The following is a 15,087-nucleotide window of genomic DNA, read 5'->3' as shown; positions in this document are numbered from 1 at the left end:
CTTCTGAGAGCCCTGACCGGGAAATAGTACGGCTCTCATCCGATGGGTACTCGAGGGTTCGAGGGAAATTTGTGACCGATGAGGCCGAGCGCGACCAGAACTTTGGAGAGCATCGTGTCGAACCAGTCGTACACGTAGAGGAACATGAAGATCGCAAAGACGATGTACGGCGCGGCGCGCAACGGCTTCGGGACATCGGCGCTCTTGCCATCGAGCAGCATGAACTTCGGAATCTTCGCGAGGCTCTTCCCGGAGATATCGATGAATTTTTTGCCGCGAGCGAATGGCAGCTTCCAGAACGCGAACAAGCCCGAGCCGAACGGGCGCAAGAGGCATCGGATCGCTCCCGCCTCGACCCCATGCTCGACGCGCCATCGCGCGCGCTCACCGAGCTTCTCTTGAAAACGACGCTGCATGGCTTGCGCCTCGTGCGGCGGCTTGCGGCGGTATGGCCACACCTTCGAGTAATAGAGGTTCTCCTCGAGTGACGCGCGACCCCGCGCGAGCTCCGGCGTCTCCTTGCTCGGATCACCGCCCGTCTCGGACAACCACTTTGCGAGCTGGTATCTCTGCTGGACGGAGCCGAGCACGGTCATGTCGCAAAGGTGTGACAGGAAGAAGAAACGACCATCCCGAGCGGCCGTCGTGTACTTGGACACGAGCATGTTGCGCATCATCAGCCAGTCCGAATGCGTCTGGTCGTTGACCCGACGGATGTACTCGCGTTCGAGGCGTTTCTCCGACACGTCGCGCGATACGATGTTCGCGATGTGCCACGAGGTGACGAAGGCGAGCGACATCCCTTGGCTGTAGTAAGCGTCGATGACGGACGCCGCGTCACCCACCATGCCATAGCGGTGCTCGCTCACGAACGTATCGGTTGCATGCTGCACATTCTTGTAGCTGCGAAATTCGAGCAGGTTGTCCTCGCGGAGGGTGCCGTCGAAGATCCTGTACCGGCGCATGATGTTCCAGAACTTCTCCTTGTAGCCGTCCCCGGGCGGCTCGACCCGCCGGTCGTAGGTGGCACCGACGCTGATGCGGCCGTTGGAGAGTCGGATCACCCAGATCCAGTAGCCATCGCCCCATAGATGCAAGGTGCTCAGATCGCGGCGCGTCTCGTGGCCATTGTCGAAGGTAAAGCGAAATGCCTCGAACTGCGCGTCGTCGATGTCATCGAATTGTGCCCAAACGGCGGTCGTCCGAAAGCCGTCGCTGAGGAAGCTCTCCTCCACGCAATGTCCGAGGCGTTTCGCGAGGAAGCGATTGCGCCCCGAACAATCGATGACCCAGCGCGTCTCGACCGCTCCAGTCTTTCCTGTCGCCTTGCAGCGCCATGAAACCGTGTGATTTGCGCCATTCTTGTCGATGACGGCGTCGCTGACGGTGGCCGTGTCGAGAAATGTGATGTCCGGATGCAGGCGCGCTTTGTCGGCGAGGACGTCCTCGGCCTCGGGCCGGCAGATCTGGACGTCCTCCATCATCGCGCGCCCCAAAAGCGGATTCGCGAAGCCCTGTTTCACGAAGGCGGGGGCGCTGGTCTCCATGCCCCACTCCGGCCTTTCGTGGAAGTTCTCGCGTCCTTCCATTCCGTACGTGAACCAGACCCCGTGCTTGGGAAAGGAGGTCGCGTTGAATTCGTCGAGCTCCCCGATGGTTCGCAAGAACATGTTGCTGAAGATGAGGAGCGACTCGCCGACCTTGAAGCTCCGCTTCTGGCCGACATAATTGTCGATCAAGGTGACCTTCAGGCCACGTTTCGCCAGGCCGAGCGCATTCATCAATCCGATGATCCCCGCGCCGATGACCACCACATCGGTGGGGCGCTCTCGTTCCTGATCCATCGCTTCCCTTTCTACGCAACGAAGAGTGAGCTCTCGAAGTATTTAATGTCGAATGCAATTTAAGTCAAGCCGGCTCTCGGTATCGAAAATTCGGAATGTCAGTGTGCGCCGAAGTAAAATTTGAATTGTGCATAATAGACGTTCGGGAATAGCCCGAACTCGCTCCGCGCAACCGTTGTGCCGCTTGGATCGACGGCGGGGCGTGCCCCGAACATCAAGAGTGCACCCACGGTGAGGTCGACATTCTCCGCCACCGACCAATCGACGCTCGGCGATACGAGGGCCGAGGCGCTGAAGTGCTCCGGATGAATCGAGAGCACGGATGCGGCCTTGATCTTCATCGTCGGCGTGGCCTCGTACGTGACGAGCGCGCCGACGAGGTGCTCGCCCAGGTTCGTCGTTTCGCCGATGCGGGTTCGCAGCGCGGCCGCGAGGAAGGAGTCTCCCGTGACGGCCCCATTATAAAAATATTCGGCGCTGATGTAGAGGCCATTCTCGAAGCGACGATCCACGCTAAAGACGAAGCTCGGATGATGCCCCGAAACGAGAATCGTCGGACTCGCGGCGCTCGGCGGCGCTCGAGCCAGTGTCATATGGCGTGAGACGAGATAGCTCGCCTCCGCTCGAACTCCGAGGGTGAGCAGCTCCCCGGCCACACCGGCGGCGGCGTGATAGCCACCGTAGACCGACCCTCCTTGCGCCGAGAGATCCCACGAGCCAATCGTGGTGAAGAAGCGCGCAAGCAAGGCGGAGGTCTGCGGCTCTGCGGAATAGAGCGCGCGCGGCGGGGTAAAGGCCTGCGTGACCGGATCGACGTCCACCGCCGGGCCTGCCGCCAAGACGACATTGGCGCCCGACTGGTCTCCGATTGGAACATCCACACGAACCGCGTCGACGCCCGGCTTGTACTCGCGATCGATGGCGCGCGGACCAAAGGGTAAGAACACGTCCAGCGGACTGAAAAAATAGGCCTTCGAGAAGTTGATCGCCTGCCGCCCGACCGTCACGTCGAACCAAGGGGCCGAGAGCTTGATGGTGAGACGGTCGACGTTCACCACCGCAGCGGACCGCTCGCCCCCCGCCCAGGTGTTCGTGAGCCCGAGGGCCCGATAGCGTTGCGGTGGCGCGTTGGTCAAATCATCGACCGATCCGGGGAGCGTGGATGCGGCGAACACCTGCACGACGTGGGCTTCCGAGGTGAACCAATCGGCGGGCTTCCACTTCAGGGTCAAACGGAGCTGGGTGACCGCGGCGCCTTCGAGCTGTTTGCGCGCATGGGGGTCGGGTAGGTTCAATGGCTGCAAAGCGACGGGCAGGGTCCGGAAGCTGCCACCGAAGTCGAAATGGCTCGACGGTGCAGGCGCGGCGCCGTCGGCCGGCGGCGCGGCGGTCGCCGTCGCATTCGATTCCGGCGTTCCCGCCCAAGCTCCTCGCGGGAGGAGCAGCATCGAGAGGGGGGCAAGGAAGCGGAACGCGTGGCGTCGTCCTCGCGCCGTCACGTGACTCCGTCACCCAGATCGGTTGGCGCAATACGCTCTTGCGGGTTTGCCGTAACGCTCGAGCCAATCAGCGCGAGGAGCTCCGTGGCAAATCGAATCATCTGGACACGTTCGTATCCCCCCGCCTGAAGTTGTTTGAACGTGGCTTTGGCCAGGATCTCGATGGCCCGGGTGGAATCTTGGTTATGCATGCGTGAATCTCTCGGACGAATGAAGAGCCCCTTTCGAACGTCGCCCCGCCTCGGTGAGCCCGGCGAGCCGGGGCCCCAGCGCGCCACGGATCACCGGTCCCGCGAGCGCCGAGGTCGCGAGCGCGACCACGACGAGCGCGACGAACAACCTTTTGTCGATGATTCCCAGCTCGAGCGCGATTCGTCCGAGCACGATCTCCATGGCCCCCCGAGCGTTCATCCCGAAACCAATCGCCAGGGCCGTGCGGGCGTCGGCGCCGCTGATGCGCGCCGCGAGCGAACATCCGACGACCTTGCCGACGCACGCGATGGTGAACACGCCCAGCACCAGCAGCGGGTCGAAGTTGGCGGCGAAGTCGATGTGGAGCGCGACGCTCGCGAAGAACAAGGGCGCGCCGAGAAACGTCGCGAATTGCTCGAGCGACGTACGGGCGCTCGCGGGCAGATGCTCGCTGCGCCCGACCACGACACCGACGACGAACGCCCCGAATATCGTATGCACGCCGATGAGATCCGCGGTCGCTGCGCCCAGCAATCCAAGGGCAACGCTCACGCCGAGGAACACGCCGGGGCTCCCTCCGCTGGCGCCGAGGTACACGAACGCGCGATCGAGCAAGCGGCGGCCCAGGGTCAGCATCGCGGCCGCATAGACGAGCATCAGGATCGCGCTGGAGCCGGGGGTGTGCGCATTGCCTCCAATCGTCGACGAGACGACGCCGAAGAGGATCCAGCCGACGAAGTCGTCGAGGATCGCCGACGACACGATGACCACCCCAATGTCGGTTCCGAGGAGGTCGAGGTCGAGCAGCGTCTTGATGATGACCGGGAGTGACGAGATGGAGAGCGCTGTCGCAAAGAAGAGCGCGACGCTGAAACGAGGGATGCTCGATCCTCCCTGGATCCACGGCGTGAACCACCACGCGAGCGCAAACCCGGTCGCGAAGGGGACGAGCAGCCCCGACAGGGCGACGAAGGCCGACCGCCGCCGATTGCGCCATACTTGCCCGAGATCGATTTCCATCGCCGCGACGACGATGAAGAGAATGATGGCGATTTGGACGTGCGCGTTGTAGACGACGGCCCCGGGGCCCTCGTGCGGGAACAGGGACTGGTACGTGCGCGGAAACAGCCGGCCTAGCACCGTTGCACCGAGCAGGACGCCGGCTCCAATCTCCCCCAGCACGGCGGGCTGCCCGAATCTTCGCGCGATTTCACCGAACAAACGCGCCGTAAGCACGACGATCGCGAGCGCCAGCAAGAGCGCGACGAGGGCGTGGGAGCTCAATTGTACGAGCTTCGTAGGATCCGTCGGCATGGCTAACTCGAAATACCGTTCCACGGGGGAGCGAGCCGGAACGGGACGAGCGAGATCATGTTTCCTTTTCGGACGAGCGATACGAGATCCTCGAGCACGGTGGAGACGAATGGACGCGGTCCGAGCGCCAACTCCGGCCGGAATCGAGTCAGGGTGCGCCGGAGGGCCAGGGCCAGCCAGTGTCCGCGCGCGAGCCATGACGGCATGGCGTGCCGGCTATGGATCCAGAGCTGGAGCGCGGCCGAGGCAGCGTAGAGTGCGCAGTAGCGTCTCGAAATCTCGAAGGCCTCGTGCGCGCCCGCCGCGAAGCCTCCGCGCGCCGCCGTGTCGTCCACCGCGATCTCGAGCGCATCGCGCTCCATCACCAGCTTTTGCGCGCAATCGAAGATGGCCTCCTGGACGTCCGGCAAAAGCCCCATCTCACCCCGCTCCTCGGCGAACCGCGCCACGGCTCGGTCGAGCGACTGGACACCATGCTCGACGCCGAAGTTCATGAGCTTGAGCCGTTCGGGCTCGAACCTCGGGAGATCCACCTCGAGATCGAAGATCCGCGCGATGCGCGCATCGCGCTCCGCGGACGCGGTTGCCCCCAGCCGCCGGCGGGTCTTTTGGATCTGCAGAAGCTGGGCGCCGAGGAGGCCGAGGTTCACGATGGTGCTGCCGTCGAAGAGACTCACGACGGAGTTGTCCCGCATCGTCTTCTGAAAGACGCCCGCGTGATGCTCCTCGCGTAAGAAGTGGCGCGCTCCGAGCACCACCGACAGATCGCGGACCAATGACTCGCTCGTCGTGGGGACGAAGTACTTCACGATGGCCGATAGTGCGCTGAGTTGTTCGGGCGCGACTTGGATGGTTCGATGCGCTGCGATGGCGGCCGCATCGGCGAGGAGGAGATCGACGAATGCGTCGACGAACGTGCCCCTCACGTTCTCGATCTCGAGCGCGGTCTTTCCATAGAGAACGCGCGACATCGCAAAATCGAGGGCGAGGCGCATCGCCGTGTCGGCGGCTCCCAACGAGAAGCCTGCGCAAAGCGTGCGCGTGAGCTGCAAGCCTTTGAGGGCGATATCGAGCCCTCCGCCCTCCATTCCAATCAGCGCCGCGTCGGGGACGAACGCGCCTTCGAACACGACGCCGCTGATGTCGGCGCCTCGGATGCCCAAGGTGCGCACCTTGGGGTGATGTCGGTACGTTCCGGGCGCGAGGGCGGACTTGCGCACCATGAAGAGAGAGCTCCCGCGCGCGCCTCCACGCGGATCGGTTCGAGCGAACAAGGTCACCACCGTGCTCCGTGTGCCGTTGTTGATGAGCCATTTTTCACCGCGAAGCTTCCAGCCGCCCGGGACCTTCTCGGCGGAGACCTCACTGGCCGTCACATCGCTGCCGTGTGCGCGCTCGGTGAGCGCGAAGCACACCGGCTCGTTTCGAGCCACGATCTCCGCGAGCTCCGTTCGTTGTTCCGCGTTGCCGCCGACCCACACGTGCACGGCGCCGAGATACGTCTTGCCGAAGGCGATGGCGGCCGTGAGATCCCGGCGTGAAATGACGCGCAGCAAAGCGAGGCACTCCTCGTAGCTCGAGAGCTTGCCGCCGAGCGACTCCGGTATGAAATAGTTTTGCGTCCCGAGCCCGCCGAGGACGTCGAGTGCTTGCTGAGGAAACGCGTCGCCGTCGTCTTGGGCGACCATTCGTGCAGGGCAAAAGGGGCCGCCCTCGGCCGCGTGCGGCGCGAGCTGGCGTTCGAGCTCCTCGGCGGAGCGGTATCGGGCGAGGTCCATGTTTCCTCAGTAGCTTCGCTCGGACTTGCGGGAGCCGAGCTTGAATCCGTGGAGGGTCGCGAGCGCCATGATCTCGCGAACCTGGTCGGTGGAGAGGGCCCCGCGGCTGTAGCTCTTCCCCGCTCCGGTGAGCCCGAGGAGGATGGTTTCGGCCGTGCAAGCGAACGTCTGCCCCTTTGGCAGCGCGAATCCCGGTAGCTCGAAATGGGAGTCCTGCGGAACCGCGACGACGCCGCCCAGGATCGCGAGCACATTGGGGCGCCGCTCGGCGACATCGGGCGCGACGTCCCCCGGCACCGCCGTGTCGCAGATGACCACCGGACGGACGCGGGCCAGATGCTCGGCAAAGATGATGGGGGTCGCGCTATTCGTCGCGGTCAAAATCAGATCGGCCTCGCGCAGCTTGGCGAGGTCTTCGTGGAGCGCGACCAAGGGGCCGCCCTCGATGGCCTCGTCGATGCGCGCGAGGAGCGGCTGCGCGGCCAGCGGCGCCGCGCCGGAGGACGCCACGGGCGGTGCTCCGAGCTTCCGGTAAGCCCGGACGAATCGCTCGAAGAGAGCGCCGCCGGTCTCTCCGCGAGACGCTCGAAGGGCGAGCTCGATCGCCACCTCCTCGGCGATGGCGCGCAGGCGGCGCATGGATCCCGGGCGCCCGAACAAGGCGAGGGACCCGCACTCCGCTGCGAGCAAGCGGGCGTGCACCTGACCGATATTGCCATTTGCGCCGCACACGGCGGCACCGGCACGCGCCACGTCGATCCCGAGATCGCCCGCGGCGCGGAGCATCGCCTCGTGCCCCATGGCCACGGTGAGGGCATTGCCCGTGGTGACCGCCGGACGAGGGTCATTGATTTCGGTGCAATTGCCGGTGGCAATGGAGGTGTAGCCGCCGAAGCCGACGAGCGTGCACCCGAGATCGCGGGCGCGTTCATAGGCGGCGTGCACCTGTGCACGGATCTCTCGACCTTGATTTTGCCGGAGATCACTCTCGATGTCCGCCGACGTCATGAAGATGCCAATCAACGAGAGCTCGGTGGCCGGCCCCAGTGGAGACCGCACCACGCGCGAGGCGAGCACGCGCGGCTCGAAGACACCTCGAAGGCGGCTCACGAGCGACGCGAGCTCTTCGTTGGAGAAGCGGCCGAGCGATGCGTCCCACGAGCGGAGGCTCGCGGCGTCGATGACGTGGGCCAGAAAGGCGACCCGCGAGCGGGGGCTCGGCGAGCTCGAAGAAACTTGGACCGCCGCCGTCGCCGGGGTCATGCTGGCCGCGGGGGCGGCGAAATGCTCGCCCAAACGCTCCGGCCCGGGCCGGCCTTGCTCGACGAGGTAGCGCATGAGCGCCCGCGCGTCCGCGCGGTGAAGCGCGTCGCAAACATGCTCGAGCGCCCCTCCCACGAGCGCCGCGTCGGCCTCGGGAAAATAGGCCGAGGGTTGGAAGCGCAGGGTCGTCCTTCTTCCCACGGTCGGTAGCACGCGGACGTCGTGTTCGTGGAGGAGGTGCCCTGCGAGGATCATCGTGAGCAGACCTTCCTCCGAGAGGAGGCGGATCGCGCTCGACGGATGATCGGCCGGAATGGATAGCTCGAGCCCGAGCATCAACCCGCGACCGCGCACGGCCGAAACGAACTGCGGCCACCTGTGTTGCAACGCCTCCAGCTCCCGGCGGAGCGCGGCACCCGAGGCCGCGCTCTTCCGCGCGAGCTGATCCCGCTCGATCACCTCGAGCGCGCGCTCGCCGAGGGCCGACGTGAGCTCGTCGTCCGCGAAGGTCGACGTGTGCAACAGCGAATACTCGGGCCGATAGCGCTCGCGCGAAATGGCGAGCGCCGTCACCTTGCCGATACCGCCGCCGAGCGATTTTCCGAGCGTGAGATAGTCGATGGGGAGCTCGCGCCGGACGCCCTCGAGCATGCAGCCCGTGCGACCGAGCCCGGTCTGGATCTCGTCGACCAAAACGGGGACGTGCGGATTGTCGGCTCGAAACTGCCGTATGTCCTGGATCGCGTCTTCTTCCAACTCGAAGACGCCGCCTTCGCCGCGGATCGGCTCGACGACGATCGCGACCATGCGAGGGAACCGCACCCGCTCGAGCCGGGGCGATCCGAGACGCGCGCTCGAAGACGGCGCCGATGGATCCGGGAGTTTCAGCTCGACCAACGTGGTCGCAAACTCGTCGTCGAGCTCCGCCAGAGCGTCGACACCCGGGCGCAGAAAGCGGACGAGGGACGGCCCTCGCGCGAACGGCAAGCGCGCGTCCGGGTTCCAGGTGACGGCCAGCGCGCCCATCGTCTTGCCGTGAAAGCCTCCTTCGACGCCCACGAGGTAGCCCGGGTGCAAGAGCGCTTCGGCGTTCGCGAGGGCGAGCGCGGCCTCGAGGCCGTCGAGATCGTCGATGGGGGCCATACGGAGCGCTCTCTCGCAATCGCGCCAGAACGACTTGCCCAAGGTGACTTCGCCCGCCTCGACGAGGCCGCGGAGCTCCCTCGTGCGCGCCGAAATCGCGTCCGCCGCGTCCCGCTGCCGGAGCGCGAACTCGAGCCGCGCGTGTTTGAGCCCCGCTTCGATGGCCTCGGTGCCGGTGCTGTAGAGAAGGACCTCGAACGGCTCACCGGTTTGGACGAGGAGCATGCCGGCGATCTTTCTCCGCAGGCGCTCGGACGGTCCTCGCCGCGACGCTTGCACGAGCGTCGGCCGGCCCGAGGCGATGTGCTGCTCGAGCGCGCCGCGAACCTCCGGGTGATTGTGCCCCAAAAGCGTCGACCCAAAGCCACCTACGAGGTCCAGCACGGAGCGACGCGCGCCCGTATCGTCGATCCACGTCAGCCGGTCCCCTCGAGCCTCCACGAACTCGACATCGAGGCGTGCGATCTCCATCAGCTTTTCGCGCCCGAGGTGAGCCCAGCCCACGCGTGTATTTTCTACCTTCATCCGAGGCTCCCAGAAAATCAGCTCGTGAACCGGCGAAATAAGAGGCTTGCGTTCGTGCCGCCGAACCCGAAGCAATTCGACATCACCGCGTTCACGGGCCTCTCGCGCAGCGTGTTTGGGATATAGTCCAGATCGCACTCGGGATCGGGCTCGTCGTAATTGATGGTGGGCGGCAGCACCCCACGCGTCAGCGCCAGCACCGATATGGCCGCCTCGACGGCACCGGCCGCGCCGAGCATGTGACCCGTCATCGATTTCGTCGAGCTAATCATGAGTCGGTCCTTGGCGTGCGGGCCCAGCGCCGCTTTGATGCCGTCCGTTTCGATTCGGTCACTCGCCACGGTCGACGTCCCATGCGCGTTCAGATAGCCGATTTCGTCGGGGGCCATCTTCGCCATCGACAGCGCCTGCCGCATGGCGCGCGCGGCACCGTCGCCGCCCTGGCTCGGCATGGTCGAATGGCTCGCGTCGCACGTCGACCCGTAGCCGACGACCTCCGCGAAGATGACCGCGCCTCTTCGCTTGGCGTGCTCGAGCTCTTCGAGGACGAGTGCCCCGGCACCCTCGCCGAGCACGAATCCGTCTCGATGCCGCTCGAAGGGGCGGCTCGCTCTCTCCGGCTCGTGATTGTGGGAGGTCGTGAGCGTGCGTGCCGACGCGAAACCCGCAATGGCGAGCGGCGTGGCGCACGCTTCGCTTCCGCCTGTCACGGCCAAGTCGATCCGACCGTAAGCAATGTGGAGAAAGGCCTCTCCCAGCGCGTGAGCGCTCGATGCGCACGCCGACGTCACCGCCCAATTCGGTCCCCGCAAATTGTACCGGATAGCGATGTTTCCGGGCGCTCCATTGGAAATCACGGAAGGAATCGAGAACGCCGAGATGCGCGATGGTCCGCCGTCGCGCAAGACATCGTGCTGCTTGACGATGGTATGAAAGCCACCAAAGCCCACACCGAAGATGGCGGCAGCACGCTCCGAGAGCTCTCCCTCCAAGCGATCGGGAAGAGACGCTTGCTGCCAAGCTTGGTGGCTGGCGGCGAGGGCATATTGCTGAAAGAGGTCCGTGCGGCGAGTGTCCTTTGCCGTCATGCCCGATCGCAGCGGGTCGAACGCCGGAACCCGCCCGGCGATCGTCACCGGCAGCTTTCCGCGCGGAAAGCGCAAATCCGCCCACTCGGGGACGGACGCGATACCACTTTGGCCCGCGATGAGCGCGGCCCAAGTCTCTTCGGTCGTCGCGCCGCACGGGGTCAGCATGCCGACCCCTGTCACGACGCAACGTCTCATCGTTCCTGTTCGCCGGAGGCTACGAGCCAATCGCTCGAGCGTTCGGCTTTGCGGTGCAGCACCGAGTCGCGAAGGTCGACGGTGAGCGCGCGAACATAGGCCACCACGTCTCCCACCGTGCGGAGCCCCATGGCATCTCGTTCGTCGATGGTCGTATCGGTCGCTTCCTCGAGCTCCTGGAGGAGCTCGACGATGTCGAGCGAATCCGCTCGAAGATCCTCGGCGAGTCGCGATTCGCGTGTAATCGCCTGTTCATCGAATCCAAGTGTCGAAGCAATGATCTTTCGAATTCGAGCTTCCAGCGAATCGAAACCGTTCATACGCTTCTATTACGTTTCGCTCAATCGGTTGGCTAGAACAATTTCAGCGGTCACTTCCGATTTAATCCTGCGCCGTATGTGCACACGCGTACTCCAAGTTTCGTGGGCATTTCAGCATGAACGCGCATATGTCCACGAGGCTCGATATGAGATCATCGGCTGGCGCAGAACGTCCATGGCCCAATCGGCTATATTTTGGCAGGACTTGTGCTGGTTCGTCTTTGCCTCCCATCGTGCTGCTCGTTCATCGAGGCCAGTCGGGCAGGCGGACGCTCGGTTTTATGCAAAGTACGCCGAAAAAAAGCGTCGAACGCCATCGCGGGGCGAGGTTGTCCGAACGCCAACGCTCGATGTCCGGCTCCCACCTGCCGCGCGGGTCATACCATGTTTGCGGAATTTACTGCCCATGGCGAGTGCGCGCTTCGGCGATCGGTATACGCGCAGGCACATATGTCTACGTGCCCATCTGACGCCGCGTTAAATACAGCAACGTTCGAAAATGACTACAATTTCGGTTTGACAACTATTTAAGAGAGTAATCCAGGGTCGTTGCTTAAAATCAAAATTTGCGTACGAACGCTCCTTCATTAAACGAACATGTCCATGGCCATTGACAGCCGCGAAACTGCAACGTAGTGAAAAACCTGTTACGGGATGAGATGTTCGGTCTCGATCGAACGCGAGCACCTCCTTGCCCGTACAGGAGTTCGAATGAGAGCACGAGACCCGGGTGACATGGTCAGCGCAAGTTTTGCGTCGAGCGTTTCGGGACCAGCGGACGTACTTCAATGGCGTGCTCGGTACTCCGGTGATGCGCGGGCTTATACGTTCCTGGACGGCGGGGCGCCGGGTAGCGAGCGGCATATTACGTACTCCGAGTTGGACCGCCTGGTTCGAGGCGTGGCGGTGGCTTTGTCGAAGTTCGATGTGGTGGGTGAGCGCGTCATCGTGCTCGCGCACCCTGGCCTCTCGTTCATCGCCGCGTTCTTGGGGTGCTTGTACGCGGGCGCGACGGCCGTTCCTGCTTTTCCTCCGCGCCCGGGCACGCACTTCGACCGCTTCGTCGGCATTCTTCGAGATGCGCGCGTAAAAGTCGTGCTCGCCGAGGACCACGTCGAGAAGGCGGTCCGTAAGGGCAAAATGCTGCCGGCGGACTTCGATGATCTCCCGTGGGTGTGCTTCGAAGCTTGCGCTCCCGTTCACGCCTCGGAGTGGCGCGCTTTACCGTCGAAGGCCGGCGCTCTGGCGATGCTGCAATACACCTCCGGCTCCACGGGGAGCCCCAAAGGTGTGATGGTGACCAATGAGAACCTTCTTCACAACGTGGAGATGATTCGCGCGGCCTCCGGGCAAAAGTTCGACGAAGGTTGTGGCGCCATGTGGCTCCCACCGTATCACGATATGGGGCTGATTGGCGGGATACTGCATACAATCTATGTGGGAATGCCTACCGTGATCATGTCGCCCACGCTCTTCCTGCGTAGGCCGCTCGTCTGGCTCGAAACCATCACGAAGTACCGCGTAACGAACAGCGGCGGCCCAAATTTTGCGTATGATTTTTGTGTTAGCAAAACGACATCCGAGCAACGCGCGAAGCTCGATCTATCGAGTTGGGAAGTCGCTTTCTGCGGGGCGGAGCCCGTTCGTGCGGAGACCTTGGACGCTTTCGCGCGCGCGTTCGAACCCGCCGGATTTCGCCGTACGGCCTTTCTGCCTTGCTATGGCCTCGCCGAAGCAACCCTCATGGTCAGCGGTGGACCGAGGGCGACGGGAGGCCGCATCCTGCGGGTGGATGCCGAGGCGCTGGGCAAAAATCGGATTGTGCGCAGCGAGGCGCGCGGCGCGGCGCGCTTGGTCGGCTCCGGAGAGGTCGCACCCGGTGCTATCGTGAAAATCGTCGATCCCGCGACGCGGCGGGTCCTCGAGGACGATCGGGTCGGCGAAATCTGGACATCGGGGCCGAGCGTGGCCCGAGGCTATTTTGGGCTCGAGTCGGAGAGCCAGATGGTGTTCGAGCAGGCCATCGATGGGGACCCGAGTGGCGAACGCTATCTCCGGACGGGCGATCTCGGTTTTTTGCGGGAGGGTGAGCTCTTCGTCACGGGGCGCGTCAAGGACGTACTCATCATTCATGGGGTAAACCACTATCCGCAGGATATCGAGGGGACGGTCCAAGCGGTGAGCCCGAAGCTTCGGGCGGGGCGGGGTGTGGTCTTCTCGCTCGAGCGCGACGCGGAAGAGCGACTCGTGATCGTTCAAGAGGTCGAAGGCGAAACGGAGGATCCAACCCCGCTTCTTCACTCCATTCGCGATGCGGTCGCGGACGAGCACGGGGTGCCACCCCACACCATTCTTCTCGTTGGCCGAAACAGCATCCCGCTCACGTCGAGCGGTAAATTGCAGCGACGCGACACGAAGCAGGCCTTTTTGGACCGCTCCCTACCGGCGGTCGCGACGTGGACGCGTCCGCTGACAAAGAGACAAAATTCGTTACCCGCGGACACCGCCCCTCACACGTGGCTTGCAGACGATACCCTCGCACCCGATGTCGAGCCGAATCTCGACTTGGCGGACCCTGCGAGCATCGAGGCGTGGATCATCCATCAATTCGTCGACAAGCTCGGCATCCCTCGAACGGACATCGATCCGGAGCGATCGTTCGCACAGCTCGGGCTCGACTCGGTCACCGCGCTGGCATTCATCAGTGAGCTCGAAGAGCGTATCGGATACGTGCTCGGGTCGGAGCTCTTCTACGAGCAACCGACGATTCGCATGCTGGCGCGCGAGCTCGCGAGGGGGCGCGAGCTCACCCCTCGAGCGCCAACGCGCTAGGGGCCTCGTTCTCGAGGTATGCGATGAGGGGGACCTCGGTGGGAACGGCCCGCGAGGTCGGCGACGACGATACCGGCAAAGAGACGACGAATTCCGTGCCGCGTCTCTCTTTCTCTCTCCCTCTCCGTCGCGCGACCGTGATCGTACCGCCGTGGAGCTCGGAGCTCACTCGAAGATCCACTTGGTAACGGTGCCTTCCGGCTGCCGTCCGCACAGGCGCGCGCGGAGCGCTGCAACTCGGCCAGAGTAGGCGAGGGACATGTGGCAGCTCGATGCGGCCATCGACCTGTACTCGGTCGCTTCCATCCTTCGGCACCGACAGCCGTCGATTGCAGTGCGCCGCTCGCTGCGAAGCTATCACACAGGCGATCTCGGCCGCGCTTTCTCACACCATCGACCCTTCGAACGTACGGGACGAAGATGCAAAAGGCCGACTTCTCATCGGGGCACCGAAAGCCGAGCGTCGAGGAGGAAGAGTCGAAAGGGCGGCCGCTGTCCGATGTCTGGGAAGGTGAGCATCATTCCGCCGAGCGGCAAAGAGCGCCTCGGGTACCCCGTCGTCGTTGGCGAAGTTGCGTGGAACCCGAGCCCGCAGCGCGCGGAAGTGCGCCCTTGCCGCCCCATCACGTTTGCGTACGATCCTGCCGTGACCGATCTCCAAAACGCTCATCTGTCCGCACTGCGAAGGGCGGCCCCTCTATCACGGTACGCGCGGCTCCGTGACCCTCCACGGTTGCGGTATTTGCGGCGGCCTTTGGGTTGGAAACGACCTGGCCAAGCGAATGTTCGAGCGGCTCGAGACCGACGCGATCGAGCTCGCGGACCTGGCCTCTCGTCGTTCTCCTCCCGTTTCCGCCGTCGGTCCCTCACCCAAAGTGCCCCGTTTGCGCTTCTCATCTGCGGCGAATCACGGTTGACCAGACCACCATCGAGATCGACCTCTGCGACCAACACGGTACGTGGTTCGATCGAAACGAGTTCCAAGCCGTCGCAAAATGGCTGGAAAAGTGCCGCCGGCCGTTCGACGATTTTCCTCCTCCTCTTCATTTCGACCCGGCGGACTACCATCGATATTTCCGGAATGGTCACGG

9 protein-coding genes are annotated in these 15,087 nt (G+C 64.0%); 1 reads left to right on the top strand and 8 read right to left on the bottom strand.

Annotated features, from left to right (window positions below; genetic code table 11):
• Positions 1-35: 35 nt before the first annotated feature.
• The 8 genes from LZC94_21170 to acpP all read right to left on the bottom strand — a co-directional run bounded on the left by LZC94_21170 (position 36) and on the right by acpP (position 11,164).
• Positions 36-1,844 carry an FAD-dependent oxidoreductase gene (locus tag LZC94_21170; protein WXB19724.1) on the bottom strand — a complete coding sequence of 603 codons (1,809 nt, stop codon included), beginning with the start codon at positions 1,842-1,844 and terminating at the stop codon, positions 36-38.
• A gap of 98 nt (positions 1,845-1,942) precedes the next feature.
• Positions 1,943-3,292, bottom strand: a complete 1,350-nt coding sequence (locus LZC94_21165; protein WXB19723.1) for a hypothetical protein — start codon at positions 3,290-3,292, stop codon at positions 1,943-1,945.
• Between the two features lie 47 nt (positions 3,293-3,339).
• Positions 3,340-3,534 carry a hypothetical protein gene (locus tag LZC94_21160; GenBank protein ID WXB19722.1) on the bottom strand — a complete coding sequence of 65 codons (195 nt, stop codon included), beginning with the start codon at positions 3,532-3,534 and terminating at the stop codon, positions 3,340-3,342.
• Positions 3,527-4,849: a cation:proton antiporter gene (locus tag LZC94_21155; GenBank protein ID WXB19721.1), complete on the bottom strand. Its 1,323-nt coding sequence runs from the start codon at positions 4,847-4,849 to the stop codon at positions 3,527-3,529. Before LZC94_21155 ends, LZC94_21160 begins: the two co-directional genes overlap by 8 nt.
• Before the next feature lie 2 nt (positions 4,850-4,851).
• Positions 4,852-6,627, bottom strand: coding sequence for an acyl-CoA dehydrogenase family protein (locus tag LZC94_21150; GenBank protein WXB19720.1), 1,776 nt, complete (start codon positions 6,625-6,627; stop codon positions 4,852-4,854).
• Between the two features lie 6 nt (positions 6,628-6,633).
• Positions 6,634-9,558: an aminotransferase class III-fold pyridoxal phosphate-dependent enzyme gene (locus tag LZC94_21145; GenBank protein ID WXB19719.1), complete on the bottom strand. Its 2,925-nt coding sequence runs from the start codon at positions 9,556-9,558 to the stop codon at positions 6,634-6,636.
• A 17-nt stretch (positions 9,559-9,575) separates the two neighbouring features.
• Positions 9,576-10,844, bottom strand: coding sequence for a beta-ketoacyl-ACP synthase II (fabF, locus tag LZC94_21140; protein WXB19718.1), 1,269 nt, complete (start codon positions 10,842-10,844; stop codon positions 9,576-9,578).
• A complete protein-coding gene (acpP, locus tag LZC94_21135) occupies positions 10,841-11,164 on the bottom strand; it encodes an acyl carrier protein (GenBank protein WXB19717.1) in 324 nt (107 codons plus the stop codon). The genes fabF and acpP overlap by 4 nt, the downstream gene beginning before the upstream one ends.
• A 711-nt stretch (positions 11,165-11,875) precedes the next feature.
• Between acpP and LZC94_21130 the strand changes: the two genes are divergently transcribed.
• A complete protein-coding gene (locus LZC94_21130) occupies positions 11,876-13,996 on the top strand; it encodes an AMP-binding protein (protein ID WXB19716.1) in 2,121 nt (706 codons plus the stop codon).
• The last annotated feature ends 1,091 nt before the right edge of the window (positions 13,997-15,087 follow it).

The sequence above is a fragment of the Sorangiineae bacterium MSr11954 genome (genome assembly GCA_037157815.1).
Taxonomy (GTDB): domain Bacteria; phylum Myxococcota_A; class Polyangia; order Polyangiales; family Polyangiaceae; genus Pendulispora; species Pendulispora albinea.
Note: the sequence above shows the minus strand (reverse complement) of the source record. Positions and strands in the feature narration are given on the sequence as shown.

Excerpts from the sequence above, each read along its gene's own strand:
- LZC94_21170 (WXB19724.1), bottom strand. The coding sequence starts at position 1,844 with ATGGATCAGGAACGAGAGCGCCCCACCGATGTGGTGGTCATCGGCGCG.
- LZC94_21165 (WXB19723.1), bottom strand. The coding sequence starts at position 3,292 with ATGCTGCTCCTCCCGCGAGGAGCTTGGGCGGGAACGCCGGAATCGAAT.
- LZC94_21160 (WXB19722.1), bottom strand. The coding sequence starts at position 3,534 with ATGCATAACCAAGATTCCACCCGGGCCATCGAGATCCTGGCCAAAGCC.
- LZC94_21155 (WXB19721.1), bottom strand. The coding sequence starts at position 4,849 with ATGCCGACGGATCCTACGAAGCTCGTACAATTGAGCTCCCACGCCCTC.
- LZC94_21150 (WXB19720.1), bottom strand. The coding sequence starts at position 6,627 with ATGGACCTCGCCCGATACCGCTCCGCCGAGGAGCTCGAACGCCAGCTC.
- LZC94_21145 (WXB19719.1), bottom strand. The coding sequence starts at position 9,558 with ATGAAGGTAGAAAATACACGCGTGGGCTGGGCTCACCTCGGGCGCGAA.
- fabF (WXB19718.1), bottom strand. The coding sequence starts at position 10,844 with ATGAGACGTTGCGTCGTGACAGGGGTCGGCATGCTGACCCCGTGCGGC.
- acpP (WXB19717.1), bottom strand. The coding sequence starts at position 11,164 with ATGAACGGTTTCGATTCGCTGGAAGCTCGAATTCGAAAGATCATTGCT.
- LZC94_21130 (WXB19716.1), top strand. The coding sequence starts at position 11,876 with ATGAGAGCACGAGACCCGGGTGACATGGTCAGCGCAAGTTTTGCGTCG.